This window comes from Streptomyces sp. SDr-06 (assembly GCF_003324565.1).
In the GTDB taxonomy this organism is placed as follows: domain Bacteria; phylum Actinomycetota; class Actinomycetes; order Streptomycetales; family Streptomycetaceae; genus Streptomyces.
This window is the reverse complement of sequence record NZ_QOLA01000019.1, coordinates 34,975-55,480: the sequence shown is the minus strand read 5'-3', so window position 1 is coordinate 55,480 and position 20,506 is coordinate 34,975. Positions and strand designations below refer to the sequence as shown.

Sequence of the window (20,506 nt, the reverse complement as noted above, 5' to 3'; positions counted from 1 at the left end):
GGAGCTGACGTGCCGCGGCTCAGCAGCCGGCGCCGAGACAGGCGCAGCATTCACAGCACTGGCACACCTCGCAGCAACCGCAGTCGCAGTCGCAGTCGGTGCAGCAGCCCTCGCGCTTCTTGCGCGACCACGGCCCCTCGTACTCGTCGGCGCAGCACAGCCGGCAGGTGCAGCACAGGCCGATGAACGCGGCGCAGCCCGCGAAGAAGCCGCGCGGCTGGGGGCGGGGCGGCTCCGGGCTGAAGCCGGGCCCCTGGCCGCCGGGTCCGAACCCGCCGGGCCCGCCACCGTAGTGGCCCCCGCCGTAGGGGTTGCCGCCGCCATGGGGGTTGCCTCCTCCGTACGGCTGGCCTCCGTAGGGGCCCTGGCCCTGGTAGGGGTTGCCGCCCTGCTGGGGCGGCTGCCCGTAGGGACCGTACGACGCCTCGTGCCCGGTGTCGTGGGGGTGGCCGCAGGCCGTGGTGCGGAACGAGCGGTTCACCGACTGGGTCAGTTCGTGGGCGAGCAGGACGTGGGCGAGCCTGCCGTCCACGAAGTCGACCTCGCGCAGCGCGAGCCGGATGCCGTGCACCGCGTCGTCGGCGAGCCTGCGGGCCTCGACGAGGTCGGTGCCGGTGGCGGCGAGCGGATTCCAGGCACCTGACGCGGCGTCGGCCTCCCGGTCCTCCACGGCGTCCAGGAGATGCGCGAGCCGCCCGAAGAGGCGGCCCGCCTCGGCGAGCGGCGGGACGTTGTGCGGCTTTCCGGCGAGCACGGCGGTGTGCGCGAACGCGGCCGCGGTGGCCGTCTCGGTGGGCTCGGTGACGGTCAGCAGGGAGGTGCCGGGCCCCGCGAGCTCCTCGATGGCGCCCTGCCGGTCGACGGCGTCCACGAGGACGGCCGTGTCGAAGCCGAGCGAGGCGCCGGTGCGCGCGCCGGCCCGGTCCCAGCTCCTGGCTATGCGCCGGGCCGCGAGCGCGACCGGCTTGCGCTTCAACAGGCCGTCGCGGTCGGCCACGTGGTCGCGGACCTTCGCGGAGGCGAGCACGAGGGAGACGGCCGCGGCCAGCCGGGCGCCTTCGCCCCGGGCGACGGGAGCGGTCCGCATCGCGCGCAGCGGGCAGGGCCCCGCGGTGCGCCGCCAACCGGTGCTCCGCTCGGCCTGAGCCTCCGTCAGAACCGAGACGATGAGGCCGTCGTAGTTGGTCACCACCCGGGCGAGCTGGCCGTGGTCGGACCGAAGTGCCAGGCAGAGCCCGCAGAGATGGGCCATCCACTCCGTCTTCAGGCCCTCGGTGAGCCGGTGCGAACAGGGCCTGACGATTCCGAACACAGCTCTCCCCCGAGTGACGTTGGGCACCCCGCCCGACGCGTCGATCTTCAGTGCGGCACGCATCGTATCGAGTGATCCGTTCACCCGTACGACGGCTGTGTCACTCGTGTGGAGGGACATACATAATTTTGTTACGCCGGGGTTCCCGTACCGGGCGTATCCCAGAGGATTCCTGACGAATCGCCACATGATCTGTGCCAGTACCGTCACGAATCACCTGCGCGGCGACTATCCACTTGGCGCGGTATCCGCATCATGGACGACCATAGGGATACGGAACTGAAGAAGTAGCAAGAAGAAGACCGCTGCGAGAGGAGGCGTCCATGGGATCGGTGCGCAAGGCGAGTGCATGGCTGGGACTTGTCGAGGACAACGACGACCGCTACTACGACGACGAGTTCACCGAAGGTGCCGCCGAGTCCGGCGAGGCCTGGGTGACCGACCCGCGGGTGCAAGTGGCCTCCGAGACAGCCGAGGAGCAGGGCCGCCGGATCGCCACCGTCACGCCGGACGGCTTCCGGGACGCGCGGGGCATCGGCGAGCTGTTCCGTGAGGGCGTGCCGGTCATCGTGAACCTGACGTCCATGGACGCCGGTGACGCCAAGCGCGTCGTCGACTTCGCGGCCGGCCTCACCTTCGGTCTGCGCGGCTCCATCGAGCGCGTGGCGACCCGGGTCTTCCTGCTGACCCCCGCCGACACCCAGATCGTCAGCGGCGAGGCCGCGGGCCGCCAGACCGGTGGCTTCTTCAACCAGAGCTGAGCCCTGCGATGCCCCACGGGCGGGGCCCCGGGGGCCCGCCCCCGGGAGGGACGGCGACCGCCACGGGGGGGCGCTCGCCGTCCCGGCCGTTCCTAGCGGAACGCGTCGAGTCCGGTGAGCGCCTTGCCCAGCACCAACTGGTGCATCTCGACGGTGCCCTCGTAGGTGAGCACCGATTCGAGGTTGGTGGCGTGCCGCATCACCGGGTACTCCAGCGAGATCCCGTTGGCGCCGAGGATCGTGCGCGAGGTGCGGCAGATCTCGATCGCCTCCCGCACGTTGTTGAGCTTGCCGAAGCTGACCTGCTCCGGGCGGAGCCGCCCCGCGTCCATCCGGCGGCCGAGGTGGTGGGCGAGCAGGATCCCCTTGTGCAGTTCGAGGGCCATGTCGGCGAGCTTGGCCTGGGTCAGCTGGAAGCCGCCGATGGGCCTGCCGAACTGCTCGCGGGTCTTCGCGTAGTCGACGGCCGCCTCGAACGAGGCCCGGGCCGCGCCCATCGCCCCCCACACGATGCCGTAGCGCGCGTGCGAGAGGCAGCTGAGCGGGCCCTTGAGGCCGGTGACGCCGGGCAGCACCGCTTCGGCCGGCAGCCGCACCTCGTCCAGGACGAGTTCGCTGGTGACGCTGGCCCGCAGGGACCACTTGTGCTTGATCTCGGGGGCCGCGAAGCCGGGGGCGTCGGTCGGGACGGCGAAGCCGCGGATGCCCTCGTCGGTCTGGGCCCAGACCACCGCGACGCCCGCCACCGAGCCGTTGGTGATCCACATCTTGCGGCCGGTGAGCACCCAGTCGGTGCCGTCCCTCTTCGCGTACGTCCTCATGCCGGCCGGGTCGGAGCCGTGGTCGGGCTCGGTGAGGCCGAAGCAGCCGATGATCTCGCCCGCCGCCATGCCGGGCAGCCAGCGCCGCTTCTGCTCCTCGGAACCGAACCGCCAGATCGCGTACATGGCGAGTGAGCCCTGGACGGAGACGAGCGAGCGGATGCCGGAGTCGGCCGCCTCCAGCTCCAGACAGGCCAGGCCGTACTGGACGGCGGTGGCGCCCGCGCAGCCGTAGCCGGTCAGGGACATGCCGAGCGCGCCGATCGAGCCGAGTTCGCGGGCCAGTTCGCGGATGCCGGGCAGCTCGCCGTTCTCGTACCACTCGGCGATGTGCGGCAGGACGCGGTCGGCGGCCCACGAGCGCACGGTGTCGCGGATCGCGAGGTCCTCGGGGCCGAGCAGGTCGTCGATGCCGAGCGGGTCGGCCGGGTCGAAGGGGGGCGGCTGGGAGGAAGGAGCGGACATGAGGGCGCCTCCGCGGCTCTCGCTCAACTAAAACTAGCAGTGTTAGTTGTTACCTGAGCGCTGACGTTACGGGTCAGTGTCCCGTGCGTCCAGACTCCACGGTGGCCACATCGCCGGGCCGCGCCGGGGACGGCAGCTTCACGCTCAGCTGCTGCGACTGCCTCGGCTCGGACCCGAACGCGGACTCCGGCTCCTCGTCCCGCTCCGGCCCGGTCACCGAGCAGTCCATGATCCGCGGCAGCCGCAGCCCCGCCACCGCGCCGAGGAGCAGCAGCCCGGCGCTGACGAACAGGGTGACGTGCACGCCGTGCACGAAGGAGTTCCGGGCCGCGGTGCGCAGCGCCTCGCCCGCGGAGCCGCCGAGGCGGGTGGCGACGTCGTAGGCCTCGCCCAGCGAGTTGGACGCGGCGGCCGAGGCCTGGGCGGGGACGCCGCCCACCGAGGCGAGGCCGGGCGCGTAGGCGGCGTTCATGACGCTGCCGAGCAGCGCGATGCCCATGCCCGCGCCGAGCTGGTAGGAGGTCTCGCCGATGGCGGCCGCGCCACCGGCCCGCTCCGGCGGGGCCTCGCTGAGCATCGATTCGTACGCCGCGAAGAGGGTGGTCTGGAGCCCGAAGCCGAGCAGCACGAACGAGACGATCATCAGCGTCGGCCAGTCGGTCTGGCCCATCAGGACGAGCAGCAGCACGGCGGCCGCGGTCAGCACGAAGCCCGTGCAGACCATCCGGCGCGGGCCGAGCCTGCGCAGGGTGTACGACCCGGTCGCGCCCGCCGCCATCGCGGCGAAGGTGAGCGGCAGCATGCGCAGACCGGTCTGGAGCGGGGAGAGGCCGAGCACGAGCTGGAGGTACTGGACGGCTATGAGCTCCAGGCCGACCAGCGCCAGCATGGCGACGATGATGCAGCCGACCGAGGTGGCGAAGGCGGGCCGGGAGAACATCCGGATGTCGATGAGCGGGTGCGCGCGGCGGCGCTGCCTGCGGACGAAGAGGATGAGCAGGGCGGTGCCGAGACAGAGGGCGGCGAGCGTACGGCCGTCGAAGAGGCCCTCTCCTGCGCCGAGCCGCTTCACGCCGAGCACCAGCGCGAGGATGCCCCCGGCCGCCATCAGCGCGCCGAGCACGTCCCAGGGTCCGTCCGAGCTGCCCTTGGACTCGGGCAGGAGCCAGCGGCCCAGCGGCAGGATGAGCGCCATCAGCGGGATGTTGATGAGGAAGACCGAGCCCCACCAGAAGTGCTGCACGAGGAAGCCGCCGAGCACCGGCCCGGTGGCGGCGCCGATCGCGGCGACCGCCGTCCAGATGCCGATGGCGGTGGCCCGCTCACGGCGGTCGGGGAAGACGACACGGAGGATGGAGAGCGTGGCGGGCATGATCATCGCGCCGCCGATGCCGAGCAGCGCGCGGGCCGCGATCAGAACCGGTGCCGACTCGGCGAGCGCGGCGACCGCCGAGGCGGCGCCGAAGATTGCGTAGCCGAGCAGCAGCACCCGGCGCCGGCCCACCCGGTCGCCCAGGGTGCCGAAGAAGATGAGGAGCGCGGCGCAGACGAGGGGGTAGGCGTCGACGATCCAGAGCAGTTCCACGGAGCCCGGCCGCAGGTCCTCGGTGACCGAGGGGATCGCGACGTGCAGGACGGTGGCGTCCAGCGCCACGAACAGCAGGCTCACACAGAGGACGACGAGGATGACCCAGCGGTTGGCGCCGCTCGCGCGGACGCGCGCTCGCGCACCGATGGTCGTCCCAGTCATGTACGTACCTCCCAGTACTGCGGGCCCTCGGAGCCCGGGACGGTGCGGCCGCAGCGGACCGTGCCATCACCACTCTCGCGGTCGGTGGGCCCGGTGGGCCAGTGACCGGCCCTGATCGTGATCCCCGGGGCCCGGCATCGACGGGCGAGTGATTCGTCAGCGTACGCGAGTTCCCCAGCAGGGCGCGTGGTCCACCTCTCACCGCGCGGCCCGCCGAGGTGTGGCGTACGCCACGGTGATACCACCCCTGGGGTGATCTTTACGCTCCGTGCTGGGCCGGTGACAGAAGGATGAATTCCGCTCTCCCGTCGGGCAAACGGAATTCCGCCGCATACAAACAGGCCTTCCGGAGGCGGGCCGAATGAATAGGGACCGAGGTCCCGGGGTATTCCGCGAGGGGCCGGGAATAACGGTGGGCATGAGACATACTCCACATCACATCGTCATCACAAAGACCCCGGATCGGCCTGGGCCGTCACTCACTCGCTGTAACGTCGATTGAGTGCGTACTGACCGAATCTTCGCCCGCCTGGACCGGGAGCCCGAGCCACCGAAGATAGAGATCCCGCGGATGAGCCGTCACCGCGTGGTCCTCTTCGGCGCGACGATGGCGTTCTACCTCGCCATCGTCGTCGCCGTGCTGGGCTCGTCCTGGCTCGTGGAGCTGGACTGGAAGGTCATGCTGTACCGGCCGTACGAACACTGGCCGCAGCTGCACGCCTTCCTGGACTACTTCGTGGTCCTCGGCCAGCGCGGACCCACCGCGGTGATGGTCATGGCCTGGCTGGGCTGGCGCTCCTGGCGCCAGCACACCCTCCGGCCGCTCCTGACTCTCGGGGCGGCCCTTCTGCTGCTCAACATGACGGTCGGCGCGGTCAAGCTCGGCCTGGGACGGCTCGGGCCCCACTACGCGACGCAGATAGGGTCCGCCGAGCTCTTCGCCGGCGGCGACATATTTCCCTCGGGGCACACCGCCAACGCGGTCGTGACCTGGGGCATCCTCGCCTACCTCGCCACCACGCCGCGCGCCCGGCGCTGGCTCTCGGTCATCTCGGCGATGGTGGCCCTGGGCGTCGGCGCGACCACGGTCTACCTCGGCACGCACTGGGTGAGCGACGTGCTCCTGGGCTGGGCGGCCGGGCTGCTCATCCTGCTCGCACTGCCGTGGTTCGAGCCGCTGATCGCCCGCGCGGAGGCCTTCGTCTTCGCCGTGCGCGAGAAGGTGCGCGAGCGCAGGCGGACCCGCGGCGCGGCGGCCCCGGCCCCCGTACCGGCCCCGACCGTGCCCGCGATGGTGCCCCAGCGCGGCCACGACGAGGACGACGCGCCCGTGCGCGAGCCGGTCGGCGCCGCGAGCGGGCGCGGGCCCGGCCGGCCACTCCCGGCCAGGCCCTACCAGCCGGCCCGCTCGGAGCGGCCCCCGGTCGTCCCGTCCGGCACCCGGCGCCCCCCGCACACCGAGCGGGCGCCGCGCACCGCCCCGGCCCGCCCCCTCGGCGGCTGACGGCGGCGCGGTCGGCGCGCGGTACGCACGCAGGGCGAAGGCCCCCGGTGATGCACCGGGGGCCTTCGCCCTGCGTGCGTCCGGGGACGGCTCAGCCGTGCCAGCAGCGGGTCACGGTGCCGTGCTCGACCTCGAAGTTCAGCCGCCCCGCCAGATACTCCATGGTGATGATCGAGCCCGGCGGGAGCGACCTGACGGTGGACCAGCCGCGCGACCTGGCGAGCCGCTCGGCGCCCTCGGCGTCGAGGCCGACATAGGACTCTGGGGCGTCGTCGGGATGGGCGGAGTGGGACGGTATGGGTGCCATGCCACCCACCGTAGGCGCGCCGCCCCGCGGACGGAAGCGGGGGTCTCCCGTGGCCCGCGAGCCGGGTGGGAACCCGCCGCGAACCCGCTGGTTGTCCGCCTCCGGTACCCCGCCAGTCACACTTCTGTCACAGGATCGGCGCTCGGGTTCCCTTCGAACTCCGTCACTCGTACGGGCAGTTCCTGACCCCTTGCCCAGTTATCGCACACCCCACTTCCAGCCACTCGAACGCATTCCTGGAATTGATGCAATTCTTACGCCGGACACTTCGGCAATTCCCACTCGACGGCACGCCGGAGGAAATTGACGATGCATAGGTAATTCACCGCTCCCTTACACAATCGCTACCCGCATCCCGGTCTCCCGGCGCCTCCGGGGCCTGGCCGGATGGGGGCACGCCCCCTGTTGCGGCGCCCCGGGCGCGAGCATCATGGCCCCTTGGCCTGATGCCGGACACCTCAGGGGGTGCGATGGGTACGGAGACGGTGACCCGGGCGGCGGAGCCCGCGAGGGCGGGCCGGCCGGGCGCGGTGATCGTCGCCTGGCTGACCACCACGGACCACAAGCGGATCGGGCACCTCTACCTGATCACGTCGTTCGTCTTCTTCCTGATCGCCGGTGTGATGGCCCTGCTGATGCGGGCCGAACTCGCCCGCCCCGGGCTCCAGATCATGACCAACGAGGAGTACAACCAGCTCTTCACGCTGCACGGCACGATCATGCTGCTGCTCTTCGCCACCCCGACCTTCGCCGGGTTCGCCAACGCGATCATGCCGCTGCAGATCGGCTCCCCCGACGTCGCCTTCCCGCGCCTGAACATGCTGGCCTACTGGCTGTTCCTGTTCGGAGGCCTGATCGTGCTGGGCTCGGTGCTGCTGCCGACCGGGCCCGCGAGCTTCGGCTGGTTCGCCTACGCGCCCCTCAACTCGCTGACCCGCTCCCCCGGCGTCGGCGCCGACCTCTGGATCATGGGGCTCGCGCTCTCCGGCTTCGGCACCATCCTCGGCGCGGTCAACTTCGTGACCACCATCGTCGGGATGCGCGCCCCCGGCATGACGATGTTCCGGATGCCGGTCTTCACCTGGAACGTCCTGTTCACCTCGATCCTGGTGCTCATCGCGTTCCCGGTGCTCGCGGCGGCGCTGCTGGTCCTGGAGGCGGACCGCAGGTTCGGCTCGGTGGTCTTCGAGGCGCAGAACGGAGGGGCGCTGCTGTGGCAGCACCTCTTCTGGTTCTTCGGCCATCCCGAGGTCTACATCATCGCGCTGCCGTTCTTCGGCATCATCACGGAGATCATTCCGGTCTTCTCCCGCAAGCCCATCTTCGGCTACATGACCCTCGTCGGGGCGACGGCGGCCATCACCGGGCTCTCCATCGTGGTGTGGGCCCACCACATGTTCGCCACCGGAGCGGTGTTGCTGCCGTTCTTCTCGTTCATGTCCTTCCTGATCGCGGTGCCGACCGGGGTGAAGTTCTTCAACTGGACCGGCACGATGCTCAAGGGCTCACTGAGCTTCGAGACACCCATGCTGTGGGCCGTCGGCTTCCTGGTGAGCTTCCTGTTCGGCGGCCTCACCGGCGTCATCCTGGCGTCGCCCCCGCTGGACTTCCACGTCACGGACTCCTACTTCGTGGTCGCCCACTTCCACTACGTGGTGTTCGGGACGGTGGTCTTCGCGACGTTCGGCGGCTTCTCTTTCTGGTGGCCGAAACTGACCGGCAGGATGCTCGACGAGCGGCTCGGCAAGATCCACTTCTGGACGCTCTTCGTCGGCTTCCACACCACGTTCCTGGTCCAGCACTGGCTGGGCGCGGAGGGCATGCCCCGGCGGTACGCGGACTACCTGGCGGCCGACGGCTTCACGGCGCTCAACACGGTTTCCTCGATCGGCGCGTTCCTGCTGGGCCTGTCCACGCTGCCGTTCTTCTACAACGTCTGGAAGACCGCGAAGTACGGCGAGAAGGTCGAGGTCGACGATCCCTGGGGGTTCGGCCGCTCGCTGGAGTGGGCCACGTCCTGCCCGCCGCCGCGGCACAACTTCGTGACCATCCCCCGCATCCGTACCGAGTCACCGGCCTTCGACCTGCACCACCCGGAGTTCGCCCCGTTCCGCGACGACGTGCTGCCCCTGGACAAGGCAGCAGAGGCGGCGGAGCTGGAGGCACCGGGAGCGGTGCCGGCCGCGGAAGGGCCCGGACCGACGGAGCCGCCCTCCTAGCCGCGCGCCGCGTCGACCCGCACGCTCAGGTCGTTCGCGCCCGTGTAGTACGGGCGCACCACACCCGCGCCCACCCGCGAGCCCGGGTACACGAAGATCACCTGCTTCAGGGGGACATCGTCCAGGATGCGGGCCAGCCGGACGGCGGGCGCGCCGGGGCCGTTGACCAGCCACAGGTCCCAGAGCCATTCCTTGGCGTCGAGTCCCTCCGCGAGCGGCGCGTACGCCAGCGTGAAGGCGAAGCCGTCGCCCTCGGCGGTGGCGGGCACCCGGTGGACCCGGCCGGCCCCGCCCCGCAGCCGCGCCTCGACGGTGGCCCCGGTGGCGAGCCCCGCGCCGTACAGCCGCCCGTGCACCGTGACCGCGTCCTCTTCGACGCGGATCGTGCCGGTCTCGGCGTGCGGTCTGCGCAGCCAGCTGCGGACGATCAGCTCGCCCGAGCGGCCCGGGTAGGGGATGCGGGCCGCGACCCGGTCGGCATCCGGCCCCGGCTCCCGGTCGACCAGCGCGCGCAGGTCCCGGGTGCCCGGCTCCAGGCGCTGCTCGGCGCCCTCGCCGAAGCGCAGATACGCGTCCCACACGCCCTCGGCCATGTCGACCGTGCTGGGCAGGACCGCGCGCAGCAGGCCCTTCGCGGACGGGGTGAGCGGCAGCAGCACGTCCGGGCCGGGGTCGGTCCCGCGCCGGCGCAGGACGAGCGCGGCGCCCGGCCGACCGGCTCCCGTGACGTCGAAGGTCACTCCGCCCGCTGAGTCGGCTATGCAGTGGGCGCGCGGGGCGGCGGCGCTGCCCGTGTCCGGGGACTCGGCGGTGGTGGTCATGCGGTCTGCCCTTTCCGGAGCACGGAGGCGGCCTTGTGGCGCAGGGCGTACGCCCCGTCGAGGGCGGAGCTGCGGGCCCGGTGCAGCGACTCGCGCAGCGCCCCGGCGGAGCGGCTGCCCGCGCCCTGGGCGTGCAGTTGCCGGAAGATCTCCTCGTGGCGCTCGGCGATCCTGGCGGGGTCGAAGCGCGCGGAGTTCTCCAGGGCCGCCTTGGCCATGCGGTGGCGCAGCCCGTCGTCCTGGATCAGTTCGAGCAGGGCCCCGGCCACCGCGTCGGCGTTGCCCGTCTCGACGAGGCGGCCGTCCACCCCGTCGTCGATGATCTCGCGCGGCCCCTGCGGGCAGTCCGTGGAGACCACGGGGAGTCCGCAGCGCATCGCCTCGACGATGGTCATGCCGAAGGACTCGTGGCTGGAGGTGACGGCCGCGAGGGAACCCTTGACCCACTCGCTGTCGAGGTCGCCGGACAGGCCCATGAGGAACACATGGTTGTAGAGGCCAAGATCGTCGATCAGGTTCCGCAGGGCCTCGCGTTCGTTCCCGAAGGCGTCGCCGGAACCGTAGATCCGCAGCTTCCAGTCCGGTCGTACGGCGACGACCCGAGCGAACGCCTTGACCAGCAGGTCGTACCGCTTGACCGGGGTGAGCCGCCCGGCCGCCACGACCAGCTTGGCGTCGCCGTCGGCCGGTTCCAGGGCGGGGGCCGGGATCGCGTTGGGCACCGCCTCGACGCGCACGTCGGGCAGGCGCAGGGCCCGGTAGGCGGCCGCGTCGGCGGCGGTGACCGTGGTGATCGCGTCGAGCAGCGGATAGGAGTGCGCTATCTCGCTGCGCAGCCGGTAGCTGTGGCCCGGCAGGGTCAGGTGCTCCTGGCCGACCCGGACCACGCCGGGGCGGGTCTCGCGCGCGATGTGCACGTTGAGCCCGGGCCGGGTGCCGATGACGACATCGGCCTCGACGGACCGCAGGTGCGCGCCGATCCGGGCGTCGGTGAGGCGGCTGTACTGGCTGTGGCGGCCGTCGCCGCGCGGGAAGACCTTGGCCGGCTGCCGGTGCTGGGGGTGCTCGCCCTCGTACTCCGGGCTGTTCTTGCGCAGATCGACCAGGTGCCGCAGCCGGACGCCCTCGGGGGCGGGGAGGGTGGGCTCGTCGTGGTGGCGGAAGACGGAGACGATCTCGACGTCGTGCCGCTGGGCGAGCTCACCGGCGAGGTTGAAGGTGGACCGGATGGTGCCGCCCAGGCTGTACGCGTTGTGCAGCAGGAAGGAGAGGTGCATGCGCCACGCGTCCCTTGGTCATTCGATCGATCGGTCGATCTTGCGCTTGATCATCCGGCCGCCGGTCCGGCCGGGACCGAAACGCTTCGGTCAGCAACGGACTGTACTTGGGTTGGGCGTCACCTGTACTCCAGGGGCCGGTCACCGCTGGTCCACCCGGGGTCCGGGGCGGGCACCGCGGCACCGGACGATTTCGGACAGCGGCGAGCCCCGTCCGGGCGGCCGGACGGGGCTCGGTCCCTCAGATCTTCAGGTGCTGGCCCGGCAGGATGAGATCGGGGTCACCACCGATGACGGCCCGGTTGGCCGCGTACAGCGCCTCCCAGCGGATGCCGTGGGCCGCCGCGATGGAGGACAGGGTGTCACCGCTCCTGACCGTGTACGTACCGGCCGGGGCGGCGGGCGCGCTCTGCGTGGGGAGCGGGGCGGTGTGCTGCCGCGGCGCGGGCGCCTTGTGCTCAGCGGGCGCCTTGAGCGGCTTGGGCGCCGCCTGCTGCGGGCGCGCGGCCTGCTTCGGCCGGGCGGGCTCGCCCGCCGCGGGCGCGCTGCCGTAGGCCCCCGCCTGACGCGAGCACGCCGGCCAGGCACCCCAGCCCTGCGAGCGCTGCACCTTGGCGGCGATGGCGATCTGCTGGGCCCTGCTGGCCCGGTCGGCGGTGGACGCGTACGCCCCGCCGCCGTGTGCCCGCCAGGTACCGGCGTCGAACTGGAGGCCGCCGTAGTAGCCGTTGCCGGTGTTGATGTGCCAGTTTCCACCGCTCTCGCACTGGGCGATGCGGTCCCATACACCGGAGTCCGCCGCGGCGGCCGGACCGGTGGCGACGCTGAGCAGGGCGAGCGGTGCCACCACCGCGGCCCCGATCAGCGTTGCCGTGCCACGCCTGCGCAGGGAGCTGGAACCACTGGTACCAACAGACATGAAATCCCTTTCGAAGGACCCGGGGTCCCCCTGGGCGGCGCGGCCCTCGGCGCGTCCGGCGCCTCGTTCCGTGCCGCCCCCGCCCACCGGAAGGTCGTAGCTGGCTGTGCGGCCGGCGGGCGTTCCCGGGCGGTGCTCGATGCACACGGCGGTGGAATCTAGGGACCCCCGGGGCCCGGCATCAACCAAAGCCCCGTCATTCCAGGCCAGTTGCCTGTTACCGGGAGTATCGGCGATTTTCGGTCACCCACTTCATCCACAGATATCGATATTTATCGGCCTGCCGCCGCAGCGATCTGTGACTCAGCTCACCAGGACAACTTCCATGCCTTCCCCATCTGTTGACGGGGAGTGAAGGGTTCCGCCGGTGAATTCACCCTCCGCTGGCGGCGGTTCGATTCCGTTCGCCTTCGCGCGTGACCCCGGCCACAGATCGCCCGTTGTCGTCTGTACGAGAGAAGCCGGGAACCGCCCGGCGCATCCACTCAGTTCCTAGGAGCCACCCGTGCCGCGCATGCTCGACGTCAGTGAGGACGTCCGCGCCGAGATCGGCGACGAAGAAGCCGAGCGGCTGCTCGCCGGCGAGAACGCCCCGGGCAGCTACGACTGCACCTCCTGCCGCACGCCGGGCGACTCCGAGCAGGAGCGCACCAGCACCGTCCTGTTCGTCGGCGAGGAGACCGCCGTCCTCGCCTTCGCCCACGCCAGCTGCATCCCCTCGCAGGTCGTCCAGGTCGCCGAGGAGCAGCTCCAGGGGGCCGTCCGCTCCATCACGGGCGAGGAGCCCGTCGAGGGCGCGCCCGAGCAGGCGGTGCTCGGCATCACCAGCGGCCTGGTCCTGATCGAGGGCGACCTGCACCCGGCGCTCGTCGTCGAGCCGACCGGCCCCATCGCCCGGCCGGGTTCGGGCGGCACCACCGACGAGTTCCTCCCGCTCCTCATCGAGCAGGGCTTCGTGCCGGTGACCGACATGGGCCGGCTGCCCTCGGTGCTGCCGGGCTGGTCCGTGCTCCTCGCGATGGGCCAGCTGCACGCGGTGCTCCAGCCCGGCACCGGCGGGGGCAGCGGCTCCGTCTCCTGGTGGCAGGCGCACCAGCCGCTCCAGGTGACGGACGGCTGGCGGGCCGCCGCCAACAAGTCCCAGCGGGTGCTGGTCTTCGCGGCCCCGGTCGGCATGATCGGCCAGCAGCCGCGTGAGGACCTGCTCCGTGACGCCCTGGAGAAGGCCGCGGCCGACGGCCGGCTGGTGGCCGCCGCCATGCCGCTGGCCGGCACCTGAGGTCCTCTCCCGCGCGCCCGTCCCGGCCGGTCCGCGGCGGGCGCGGAAGGGGCGTGGGGAGCCGGGCCGCGCGCTACCGATAAGCCGAATCACCCCGCATCCCCGGCCCTACCGGGTCGTTGGCACATACGTGCACACATACGACCCTTCCCGCCAGCCGTACCAGTCCCCGATCCCGGCCATGCGCCCGTCGGGCGACGCCTCGGGAGCCCACTCCCCCACGCCGATCTACGACGCGCTGTACTCGGAGTACCGCCGGTCCTTCCGGGCCCTGCCCGGCGACCGGTCCGGCGAGGAGGACCTCGGCTTCACCGGGTTCGCGGCACTCGGTGGCGGTTTCACCGCGATCCACGGCTCCCGCGTCGGCCAGCAGTCCGGCCACCACACCCAGCACTTCCCCACCACGTACGCGGGGAACTGGCAGCTGCACCCGGCGATGAACGCGAACGGGCGGCAGTACACCGGGCACCAGCTCCCGGCGGCACTGCCGCCCGGCCCCCGCAGGGGGCTCTGACCTGCTGCCGCGAGGGACTCGCTCCCCCACGGCCCTCGGTGTGGCGACTACTTCTTGCGGCCGCGCTTCTCGCGCACCCGCACCGAGATGTGGATCGGGGTGCCCTCGAAGCCGAACTCCTCGCGCAGCCGGCGCTCGATGAAGCGCCGGTAGCCGGCCTCGATGAAGCCGGAGGCGAACAGGACGAAGCGGGGCGGCTTGGTGCCCGCCTGCGTACCGAACAGGATGCGCGGCTGCTTTCCGCCGCGGATCGGGTGCGGGTGGCCGGCGACGAGCTCGCCGAGGAACGCGTTGAGGCGACCGGTCGGAACGCGGGTCTCCCAGCCCGCCAGGGCCGTCTCGATCGCCGGGACCAGCTTCTCCATGTGGCGGCCGGTCAGCGCGGACACGTTGACCCGGGGCGCCCAGGCGACCTGCTGCATCTCGGTCTCGATCTCGCGCTCCAGGTAGTAGCGCCGCTCCTCGTCGAGGGTGTCCCACTTGTTGTACGCGATGACCAGCGCGCGCCCGGCGTCGACGGCCATCGTGATGATCCGCTGGTCCTGCACGGAGATCGGCTCGCTGGTGTCGATGAGGACGACCGCGACCTCCGCCTTCTCCACGGCGGCGGCGGTACGCAGCGAGGCGTAGTAGTCAGCGCCCTCCTGGAGGTGGACACGGCGGCGGATGCCGGCCGTGTCGACGAACTTCCAGGTGACCCCGCCCAGTTCGATGAGCTCGTCGACCGGGTCGCGGGTGGTGCCGGACAGCTCGTTGACGACGACGCGCTCCTCCTTGGCCACCTGGTTCAGGAGCGAGGACTTGCCGACGTTCGGGCGGCCGATGAGGGCGATGCGGCGCGGGCCGCCCACCGCGGTGCCGAAGCGCTGCGGCGGGGCCTCGGGAAGGGCCTTGAGGATCTCGTCGAGGAGGTCGCCGGTGCCGCGGCCGTGCAGCGCCGAGATGGGGAACGGCTCGCCGAGGCCGAGCGACCACAGGGCCGCGGCGTCGGACTCGCCGGACATGCCGTCGACCTTGTTCGCGGCGAGCACGACGGGCTTGCCGGCCCGGCGCAGCAGCTTGACGACGGCCTCGTCGGTGTCGGTGGCGCCCACCGTGGCGTCGACGACGAAGACCACGGCGTCGGCGGCCTCGATGGCGTACTCGGCCTGGGCGGCGACGGACGCGTCGAGGCCCAGGACGTCCTGCTCCCAGCCGCCGGTGTCGACGACCTTGAAGCGGCGGCCGGCCCACTCGGCCTCGTAGGTGACGCGGTCACGGGTGACGCCGGGCTTGTCCTGGACGACGGCCTCGCGGCGGCCGATGATGCGGTTCACCAGGGTCGACTTGCCGACATTGGGGCGGCCGACGACAGCGAGGGCGGGGAGCGGGCCGTGGCCGGCCTCGCCGAGCGCCTCCTCGACGTCCTCGACATCGAAGCCCTCTTCGGCGGCGAGCTCCATGAACTCCGCGAACTCGGCGTCGCCGAGAGCTCCGTGTTCGTGCTGGTCGTTCATGAAGTCCGTACCTCGTTCATCGTGGTGATCGGTGGATCGCGATCGGGCGGTCCACTACTGAAAGTCTGGCCTAGCGCCCGGTCAGGCGCCTGGCGGTGTCCAGGTGACCGGTGAGCCGGTCCTGGATGCGGACGGTGGCCTCGTCCAGGGCTTTGCGGGTCCGCCGCCCGCTGCCGTCACCGGCTTCGAAGGCGTCCCCGAAGACGACGTCGACGCGGCTGCGCAGGGGCGGCAGCCCCTTTATCAACCGTCCCCGGCGCTCGGTGCTTCCCAGCACCGCGACCGGGACGATGGGTGCCCCCGACCGTACGGCGAAGTAGGCGAGGCCCGCCCGCAGCGACGCGAAGTCGCCGTCGCCCCGGGTGCCCTCGGGGAAGATCCCGAGGACGCCGCCCCGGTCGAGCACGGCCAGCGCCTCGGTGATCGCGGCGCGGTCGGCGACCGACCGGTCCACCTTGAGCTGGCCGATGCCTTCCAGGAAGGAGCCGAGCGGCCCCACGAAGGCTTCCTTCTTGATCAGGAAATGGGTGCCGCGCGGGGCGGTGCCCATGACCATCGGGCCGTCGATGTTGTGGGAGTGGTTGACGGCGAGGATCACCGGACCGCTCGCCGGAACCCGCCAGGCGCCGAGCACCCGGGGCTTCCACAGCCCGTACATCAGGCCGACACCGATCCGGCGTCCGGTCTCGGCGCCTCGCTCGGCCGCTGGAACCGCTGTCACTTGGCGGCCTGCTTCTCCTCGATGAGGGTGACCACGCACTCGATGACCTGGTCGAGCGTGAGCTCGGTGGTGTCCACCTCGACCGCGTCGTCGGCCTTGGCCAGCGGGGAGGTCTTGCGGCCGGAGTCCGCCGCGTCCCGCTTGATCAGGGCTTCCCTGGTGGCCGCCACGTCGGAGCCCTTGAGCTCGCCGCTGCGGCGGGCCGCGCGCGCCTCGGGGGACGCGGTGAGGAACACCTTCAGGTCGGCGTCGGGCAGCACGGTCGTGCCGATGTCGCGGCCCTCGACCACGATGCCCTGCCCGGCCCCGGCCGCGATGTCGCGCTGGAGCTGGGTGATCAGGGCCCGCACCTCGGGCACCGCGCTGACGGCACTCACCTTGGAGGTGACCTCCTGGGTGCGGATCGGCCCGGAGGCGTCCTCGCCGTCGACCGTGATGGTCGGCGCCGACGGGTCGGTACCGGAGACGATCACGGGCTTGGCGGCGGCGACCGCGATCTCCGCCGGGTCGTCGATGTCGATGCCGTTGGTGATCATCCACCAGGTGATCGCCCGGTACTGGGCGCCGGTGTCCAGGTAGCTCAGCCCGAGCTTCGCGGCGACCGCCTTGGACGTGCTGGACTTGCCGGTGCCGGAGGGGCCGTCGATGGCGACAATCACAGCTGCCGGAGCGGTCCGGGCGGCGCTTTCCACGGTGACGGACACCTTCCTGGTACGGGGCGGGGATGCTCGGGGCGCAAATCCGCCCCGTACAAGGTTACTGGCTCGTGCGAGCCCGCCGTCCCGCCCCGTCCCCCCGACCGCTCACTGCCTGATCGACCAGCCCCGTTCCCGCAGTGCGGCGGTCAGGCCGGGGGCCGCGGCCGGCTCGACCATGAGCTGGACCAGACCCGCCTGCTGGCCGGTGGCGTGCTCGATGCGGACGTCCTCGATGTTGACGCCGGCCCGGCCCGCGTCGGCGAACAGCCGCGCGAGCCCGCCCGGCTCGTCGCTGAGGAGCACGGCGACGATCTCGTACGTGGCGGGAGCCGCCCCGTGCTTGCCGGGCACCCTGACCCGGCCCGCGTTGCCGCGCCTGAGCACGTCCTCGATCCCGGCCGCGCCGCCGCGGCGCTTGTCCTCGTCGGCGGACTCCAGGGAGCGCAGGGCGCGCACCGTCTCGTCGAGGTCGGCGGCGATCTCGGACAGCACGTCGGCGACCGGCCCGGGGTTGGCGGACAGGATCTCCACCCACATCCCGGGGTCGGAGGCCGCGATGCGGGTGACGTCGCGAATGCCCTGGCCGCACAGCCGTACCGCCGTCTCGTCGGCCTCTTCGAGGCGGGCGGCGACCATGGAGGAGACCAGCTGCGGGGTGTGCGAGACCAGGGCGACGGCCCGGTCGTGGGCGTCGGCGTCCATCACCACCGGCACGGCACGGCACAGCGCGACCAGTTCGAGCGCGAGGTTGAGCACCTCGGTGTCGGTGTCGCGGGTCGGCGTGAGCACCCAGGGGCGGCCCTCGAAGAGGTCGGCGGTGGCGGCGAGCGGGCCCGAGCGCTCCTTGCCCGCCATAGGGTGGGTGCCGATGTAGGAGCTCAGGTCGCAGCCGAGGGCGAGCAGCTCGCGGCGCGGGCCGCCCTTGACGCTGGCCACGTCGATGTACGCGCGGGCCACCCCGTCCCGGATCGCCCCGGCCAGCGTGGCGGCCACGTGCGCGGGCGGCACGGCCACGACGGCGAGGTCGACCCGGCCCTCGGGCGGCTCGTCCGTACCGGCGCCGAGGGCGGCGGCGGTGCGGGCCTGGCCCGGGTCGTGGTCGGCGAGGTGCACCGCGATCCCGCGGCTCGCGAGGGCCAGGGCGGCGGAGGTGCCGATCAGGCCGGTACCGATGACGAGGGCGGTTCTCACTGGGCGATGTCCTTGCGCAGGGCGGCGGCGGAGCCGAGGTAGACATGGGCGATCTCGGCCTTGTCGAGGTAGGTCTCGACGTGCGCCAGGACCCGGACGACCCGGGGCATGGCGCCCGCTATGTCGAGCTCCTGCGCACAGAGCAGCGGCACGTCGGTGAGGCCGAGGCGGCGCGCGGCCACGGCCGGGAAGTCGCTGTGCAGATCGGGGGTGGCGGTGAACCAGATGCTGATGAGGTCGTTCGGGGTCAGCTCGTTGCGCTGCAGGATCTCGGTGAGCAGGGAGCCGACCTGCTCGTCCATGTGCGCGGACTCGTCCCGCTCCAGCTGGACGGCCCCACGGACCGCTCGTACCGCCACGACGTGCTCCTCGGCTCGGCCTTCGTTCCCGTTCAGCGTAGTCAGCGCCGCCGACGGACGGACACGGCGACCGCCCCGAAGGCCGCCAGGTCGTCTCCCACCATGGTCGTGCCCGCCGGAGGGGGACGCGCGGCGGAACGGCACCGCCCCTGGGGCCCCGGCCGCCATCTGGGCCAAGGGCGTCCTCGGGGCCGGGCCGGGGCGGGGTGCGGTAGAACCGACGCATGATCCTGCATGTGGTTCCCCTGGTCGAGTGGTCGGCCGACCCCGGTCTGCCCTACCGGCCCTCCTCCCTGGCCACCGAGGGCTTCGTGCACTGCTCGGCCGACGAGGCGTCGGCCCTGGCCGTCGCCGACGCCCACTACCGCGACGTGCCGGGCCCGCTTCTGGCCCTGTGCGTCGACGAGTCGGCGCTGGCCGCCGAGGTCCGCTGGGAGGGCGGCGGGGACGTGCTGTTCCCCCATGTGTACGGGCCCGTCGAGCGGGCGGCCGTGACGGCGGTGCTCGAAGTGCGGCGGGACGCCGAGGGGCGCGCGCTGGGTCTCGCGCCCCGGACGTGACCCCGGTGTGCCTGTCACCGCCCCCGACACCCCCGGCACGTTGGAGGGAACGTGCGGGAACTCCCCTCGTCGGTGCTTCGTGTCGCGGGCGTCCGGCGCGAGGATGCTCCCGCGGCGCGTACGTCCGAAGGGCCGGCACGGCGTCCGGACGTACGGCGTGAGGGCCGCGCGTTCGGCGTGAGGGACGGCGCACCGTGGCCCCTCACGTCCGCCATGACGACGTGAGGAGCACATGATGGACGCAGTCAACAGCCGCAGGATGGTACTCGTGGCCGCGGCGGGCGCGGCGGCGCTCGCGGGTTGTTCGAAGTCCGGGGGCGGCGGTGGTCCGACGCCCTCCCCCAGTGCCCCGAGCGGCACCGCGGCCTCCGCGCCGGGCGGGTCCAACCCGCCCGCCCGGTCCGGACAGGTCCTCGGCAGGACAACCGACATCCCGGTCGGCGGCGGCAAGGTCTTCGCGGAGCAGAAGATCGTCGTCACCCAGCCGGAGGCGGGCACCTTCAAGGGCTTCTCGGCGGTCTGCACCCACCAGGGCTGCACCGTCACCAGCGTGTCGGGCGGCACCATCAACTGCCCCTGCCACGGCAGCAAGTACCGCGTCGCGGACGCCTCGGTGGCAGGCGGTCCGGCCCCGCGCCCGCTGCCCGCGCGGCAGATCACCGTCGACAAGGATTCGATTCTGCTGCCCTGAGCGGCGAGCATGGGCGGCATGACACCCGAGGAGCTCGTCGCACGCCACACCGTCTACTCCTGTGTCATGGGCTCGCGCGCCTTCGGCCTCGCGACCGCGGACAGCGACACCGACGTGCGCGGGGTCTACCTCGCGCCGACACCGCTGTTCTGGCGCTTCGAGAAGCCCCCGACGCATGTCGAGGGCCCGGCGGACGAGCAGTTCAGCTGGGAGCTGGAGCGGTTCTGCGAGCTGGCCCTGCGCGCCAACCCGAACGTCCTGGAGTGCCTGCACTCCCCGCTGGTCGAGTACGCCGACGAGACTGGGCGGGAACTCCTGGCGCTGCGCGAGGCGTTCCTGTCCCGGCGGGCCCACGAGACCTTCGCCCGGTACGCGCTCGGCCAGCGCAGGAAGCTCGACGCCGATGTGCGCCGGTACGGCGCGCCGCGGTGGAAGCACGCCATGCATCTGCTGCGGCTGCTGACGAGCTGCCGCGATCTGTTGCGCACCGGCGTGCTCACGATCGACGTCGGCGCCGAGCGCGAGCGGCTGCTCGCGGTGAAGCGGGGCGAGGTGGCCTGGCCCGAGGTGGAGGCCCGGATGGCCCGCCTGGCCGCCGAGTCCGACGAGGCGGCCAGGACCACACCGCTGCCGCGCGAACCCGACCGGGCCCGGGTGGCGGACTTCCTGTTCCGCGCGCGCCGCGCGTCAGCGCTCGATGCGGACGCGCACGACGAAGTCGTGCAGCGCGTCGTGTCCGGTGGGCGCGCCGGGCAGTAGCGAGCGGGCCCGCGCCTCGTCCAGGGCGGCGTGCTGGTCGGCGAGCGCGGGTGCGAGGTCGGCGGTATGGAGTTCGATCATG

General features: G+C 72.2%; 21 protein-coding genes. 8 read left to right on the top strand and 13 right to left on the bottom strand.

The window, feature by feature from the left end; translation table 11 throughout:
• Window positions 1-19: 19 nt before the first annotated feature.
• The gene (locus DT019_RS29630) at window positions 20-1,312 is read right to left on the bottom strand and encodes a DUF5685 family protein (protein WP_189390059.1); all 1,293 of its coding nucleotides are present in this window, start codon (window positions 1,310-1,312) and stop codon (window positions 20-22) included.
• A gap of 323 nt (window positions 1,313-1,635) precedes the next feature.
• On the opposite strand from DT019_RS29630, the gene DT019_RS29625 reads away from it, so the two are divergent.
• Window positions 1,636-2,073 carry a cell division protein SepF gene (locus DT019_RS29625; protein ID WP_114040025.1) on the top strand — a complete coding sequence of 146 codons (438 nt, stop codon included), beginning with the start codon at window positions 1,636-1,638 and terminating at the stop codon, window positions 2,071-2,073.
• 92 nt (window positions 2,074-2,165) lie between these two features.
• Here DT019_RS29625 and DT019_RS29620 read toward each other — a convergent pair whose 3' ends face one another.
• Window positions 2,166-3,359: an acyl-CoA dehydrogenase family protein gene (locus tag DT019_RS29620; protein WP_114040024.1), complete on the bottom strand. Its 1,194-nt coding sequence runs from the start codon at window positions 3,357-3,359 to the stop codon at window positions 2,166-2,168.
• Window positions 3,360-3,432: 73 nt separating this feature from the next.
• Window positions 3,433-5,109 (bottom strand): MFS transporter, encoded by a 1,677-nt coding sequence (locus tag DT019_RS29615; protein ID WP_114040023.1) that lies wholly within the window; start codon window positions 5,107-5,109, stop codon window positions 3,433-3,435.
• Window positions 5,110-5,611: 502 nt separating this feature from the next.
• Between DT019_RS29615 and DT019_RS29610 the strand changes: the two genes are divergently transcribed.
• Window positions 5,612-6,613 (top strand): phosphatase PAP2 family protein, encoded by a 1,002-nt coding sequence (locus DT019_RS29610; protein ID WP_114040022.1) that lies wholly within the window; start codon window positions 5,612-5,614, stop codon window positions 6,611-6,613.
• Window positions 6,614-6,704: 91 nt separating this feature from the next.
• On the opposite strand, the gene DT019_RS29605 is transcribed toward DT019_RS29610, so the two are convergent.
• Window positions 6,705-6,920: an I78 family peptidase inhibitor gene (locus DT019_RS29605; RefSeq protein WP_114040021.1), complete on the bottom strand. Its 216-nt coding sequence runs from the start codon at window positions 6,918-6,920 to the stop codon at window positions 6,705-6,707.
• Window positions 6,921-7,390: 470 nt separating this feature from the next.
• Between DT019_RS29605 and ctaD the strand changes: the two genes are divergently transcribed.
• Window positions 7,391-9,139, top strand: a complete 1,749-nt coding sequence (gene ctaD, locus DT019_RS29600; protein ID WP_114040020.1) for a cytochrome c oxidase subunit I — start codon at window positions 7,391-7,393, stop codon at window positions 9,137-9,139.
• On the opposite strand, the gene DT019_RS29595 is transcribed toward ctaD, so the two are convergent.
• The 3 genes from DT019_RS29595 to DT019_RS29585 all read right to left on the bottom strand — a co-directional run bounded on the left by DT019_RS29595 (window position 9,136) and on the right by DT019_RS29585 (window position 12,156).
• Window positions 9,136-9,960, bottom strand: coding sequence for a hypothetical protein (locus DT019_RS29595; protein ID WP_114040019.1), 825 nt, complete (start codon window positions 9,958-9,960; stop codon window positions 9,136-9,138). The genes ctaD and DT019_RS29595 overlap by 4 nt on opposite strands.
• Window positions 9,957-11,237 carry a glycosyltransferase family 4 protein gene (locus DT019_RS29590; RefSeq protein ID WP_114040018.1) on the bottom strand — a complete coding sequence of 427 codons (1,281 nt, stop codon included), beginning with the start codon at window positions 11,235-11,237 and terminating at the stop codon, window positions 9,957-9,959. Before DT019_RS29590 ends, DT019_RS29595 begins: the two co-directional genes overlap by 4 nt.
• A gap of 241 nt (window positions 11,238-11,478) precedes the next feature.
• Window positions 11,479-12,156: a transglycosylase family protein gene (locus DT019_RS29585; protein ID WP_114040114.1), complete on the bottom strand. Its 678-nt coding sequence runs from the start codon at window positions 12,154-12,156 to the stop codon at window positions 11,479-11,481.
• Window positions 12,157-12,661: 505 nt separating this feature from the next.
• Here DT019_RS29585 and DT019_RS29580 point away from each other — a divergent pair.
• Window positions 12,662-13,435 (top strand): hypothetical protein, encoded by a 774-nt coding sequence (locus DT019_RS29580; protein ID WP_114040017.1) that lies wholly within the window; start codon window positions 12,662-12,664, stop codon window positions 13,433-13,435.
• Between the two features lie 181 nt (window positions 13,436-13,616).
• Complete coding sequence (locus DT019_RS29575; RefSeq protein ID WP_411292748.1) at window positions 13,617-13,949, top strand: hypothetical protein; 333 nt, start codon at window positions 13,617-13,619, stop codon at window positions 13,947-13,949.
• Window positions 13,950-13,996: 47 nt separating this feature from the next.
• Here DT019_RS29575 and der read toward each other — a convergent pair whose 3' ends face one another.
• The 5 genes from der to aroH all read right to left on the bottom strand — a co-directional run bounded on the left by der (window position 13,997) and on the right by aroH (window position 18,414).
• The gene (der, locus tag DT019_RS29570; protein WP_114040015.1) at window positions 13,997-15,445 is read right to left on the bottom strand and encodes a ribosome biogenesis GTPase Der; all 1,449 of its coding nucleotides are present in this window, start codon (window positions 15,443-15,445) and stop codon (window positions 13,997-13,999) included.
• Window positions 15,446-15,515: 70 nt separating this feature from the next.
• Complete coding sequence (locus tag DT019_RS29565; RefSeq protein ID WP_114040014.1) at window positions 15,516-16,205, bottom strand: lysophospholipid acyltransferase family protein; 690 nt, start codon at window positions 16,203-16,205, stop codon at window positions 15,516-15,518.
• Window positions 16,163-16,870, bottom strand: a complete 708-nt coding sequence (cmk, locus tag DT019_RS29560) for a (d)CMP kinase (RefSeq protein ID WP_114040013.1) — start codon at window positions 16,868-16,870, stop codon at window positions 16,163-16,165. The genes DT019_RS29565 and cmk overlap by 43 nt, the downstream gene beginning before the upstream one ends.
• A gap of 99 nt (window positions 16,871-16,969) precedes the next feature.
• Window positions 16,970-18,055, bottom strand: coding sequence for a prephenate dehydrogenase (locus DT019_RS29555; protein ID WP_114040012.1), 1,086 nt, complete (start codon window positions 18,053-18,055; stop codon window positions 16,970-16,972).
• Window positions 18,052-18,414 (bottom strand): chorismate mutase, encoded by a 363-nt coding sequence (gene aroH / locus DT019_RS29550; RefSeq protein ID WP_114040011.1) that lies wholly within the window; start codon window positions 18,412-18,414, stop codon window positions 18,052-18,054. The genes DT019_RS29555 and aroH overlap by 4 nt, the downstream gene beginning before the upstream one ends.
• 224 nt (window positions 18,415-18,638) lie before the next feature.
• Here aroH and DT019_RS29545 point away from each other — a divergent pair, with 224 nt between their 5' ends.
• From DT019_RS29545 to DT019_RS29535, 3 genes are all read left to right on the top strand, one after another.
• Window positions 18,639-18,974 carry a DUF952 domain-containing protein gene (locus tag DT019_RS29545; RefSeq protein WP_114040010.1) on the top strand — a complete coding sequence of 112 codons (336 nt, stop codon included), beginning with the start codon at window positions 18,639-18,641 and terminating at the stop codon, window positions 18,972-18,974.
• Between the two features lie 235 nt (window positions 18,975-19,209).
• Entirely contained in the window at window positions 19,210-19,665 is a 456-nt protein-coding gene (locus DT019_RS29540; protein ID WP_114040009.1) for a Rieske (2Fe-2S) protein, read from the top strand.
• Between the two features lie 18 nt (window positions 19,666-19,683).
• Entirely contained in the window at window positions 19,684-20,424 is a 741-nt protein-coding gene (locus tag DT019_RS29535) for a DNA polymerase beta superfamily protein (RefSeq protein WP_114040113.1), read from the top strand.
• Here DT019_RS29535 and DT019_RS39845 read toward each other — a convergent pair.
• Window positions 20,353-20,505, bottom strand: a complete 153-nt coding sequence (locus DT019_RS39845; protein WP_189390044.1) for a hypothetical protein — start codon at window positions 20,503-20,505, stop codon at window positions 20,353-20,355. The two genes, DT019_RS29535 and DT019_RS39845, sit on opposite strands and share 72 nt — an antisense overlap.
• Window position 20,506: the final 1 nt, after the last annotated feature.

Excerpts from the sequence above, each read along its gene's own strand:
- DT019_RS29620 (WP_114040024.1), bottom strand. The coding sequence starts at position 3,359 with ATGTCCGCTCCTTCCTCCCAGCCGCCCCCCTTCGACCCGGCCGACCCG.
- DT019_RS29540 (WP_114040009.1), top strand. The coding sequence starts at position 19,210 with ATGGACGCAGTCAACAGCCGCAGGATGGTACTCGTGGCCGCGGCGGGC.
- DT019_RS39845 (WP_189390044.1), bottom strand. The coding sequence starts at position 20,505 with ATGATCGAACTCCATACCGCCGACCTCGCACCCGCGCTCGCCGACCAG.
- DT019_RS29575 (WP_411292748.1), top strand. The coding sequence starts at position 13,617 with ATGCGCCCGTCGGGCGACGCCTCGGGAGCCCACTCCCCCACGCCGATC.
- DT019_RS29585 (WP_114040114.1), bottom strand. The coding sequence starts at position 12,156 with ATGTCTGTTGGTACCAGTGGTTCCAGCTCCCTGCGCAGGCGTGGCACG.
- ctaD (WP_114040020.1), top strand. The coding sequence starts at position 7,391 with ATGGGTACGGAGACGGTGACCCGGGCGGCGGAGCCCGCGAGGGCGGGC.
- DT019_RS29625 (WP_114040025.1), top strand. The coding sequence starts at position 1,636 with ATGGGATCGGTGCGCAAGGCGAGTGCATGGCTGGGACTTGTCGAGGAC.
- der (WP_114040015.1), bottom strand. The coding sequence starts at position 15,445 with ATGAACGACCAGCACGAACACGGAGCTCTCGGCGACGCCGAGTTCGCG.
- DT019_RS29535 (WP_114040113.1), top strand. The coding sequence starts at position 19,684 with ATGACACCCGAGGAGCTCGTCGCACGCCACACCGTCTACTCCTGTGTC.
- DT019_RS29595 (WP_114040019.1), bottom strand. The coding sequence starts at position 9,960 with ATGACCACCACCGCCGAGTCCCCGGACACGGGCAGCGCCGCCGCCCCG.
- DT019_RS29605 (WP_114040021.1), bottom strand. The coding sequence starts at position 6,920 with ATGGCACCCATACCGTCCCACTCCGCCCATCCCGACGACGCCCCAGAG.
- DT019_RS29545 (WP_114040010.1), top strand. The coding sequence starts at position 18,639 with ATGATCCTGCATGTGGTTCCCCTGGTCGAGTGGTCGGCCGACCCCGGT.
- DT019_RS29615 (WP_114040023.1), bottom strand. The coding sequence starts at position 5,109 with ATGACTGGGACGACCATCGGTGCGCGAGCGCGCGTCCGCGCGAGCGGC.
- DT019_RS29590 (WP_114040018.1), bottom strand. The coding sequence starts at position 11,237 with ATGCACCTCTCCTTCCTGCTGCACAACGCGTACAGCCTGGGCGGCACC.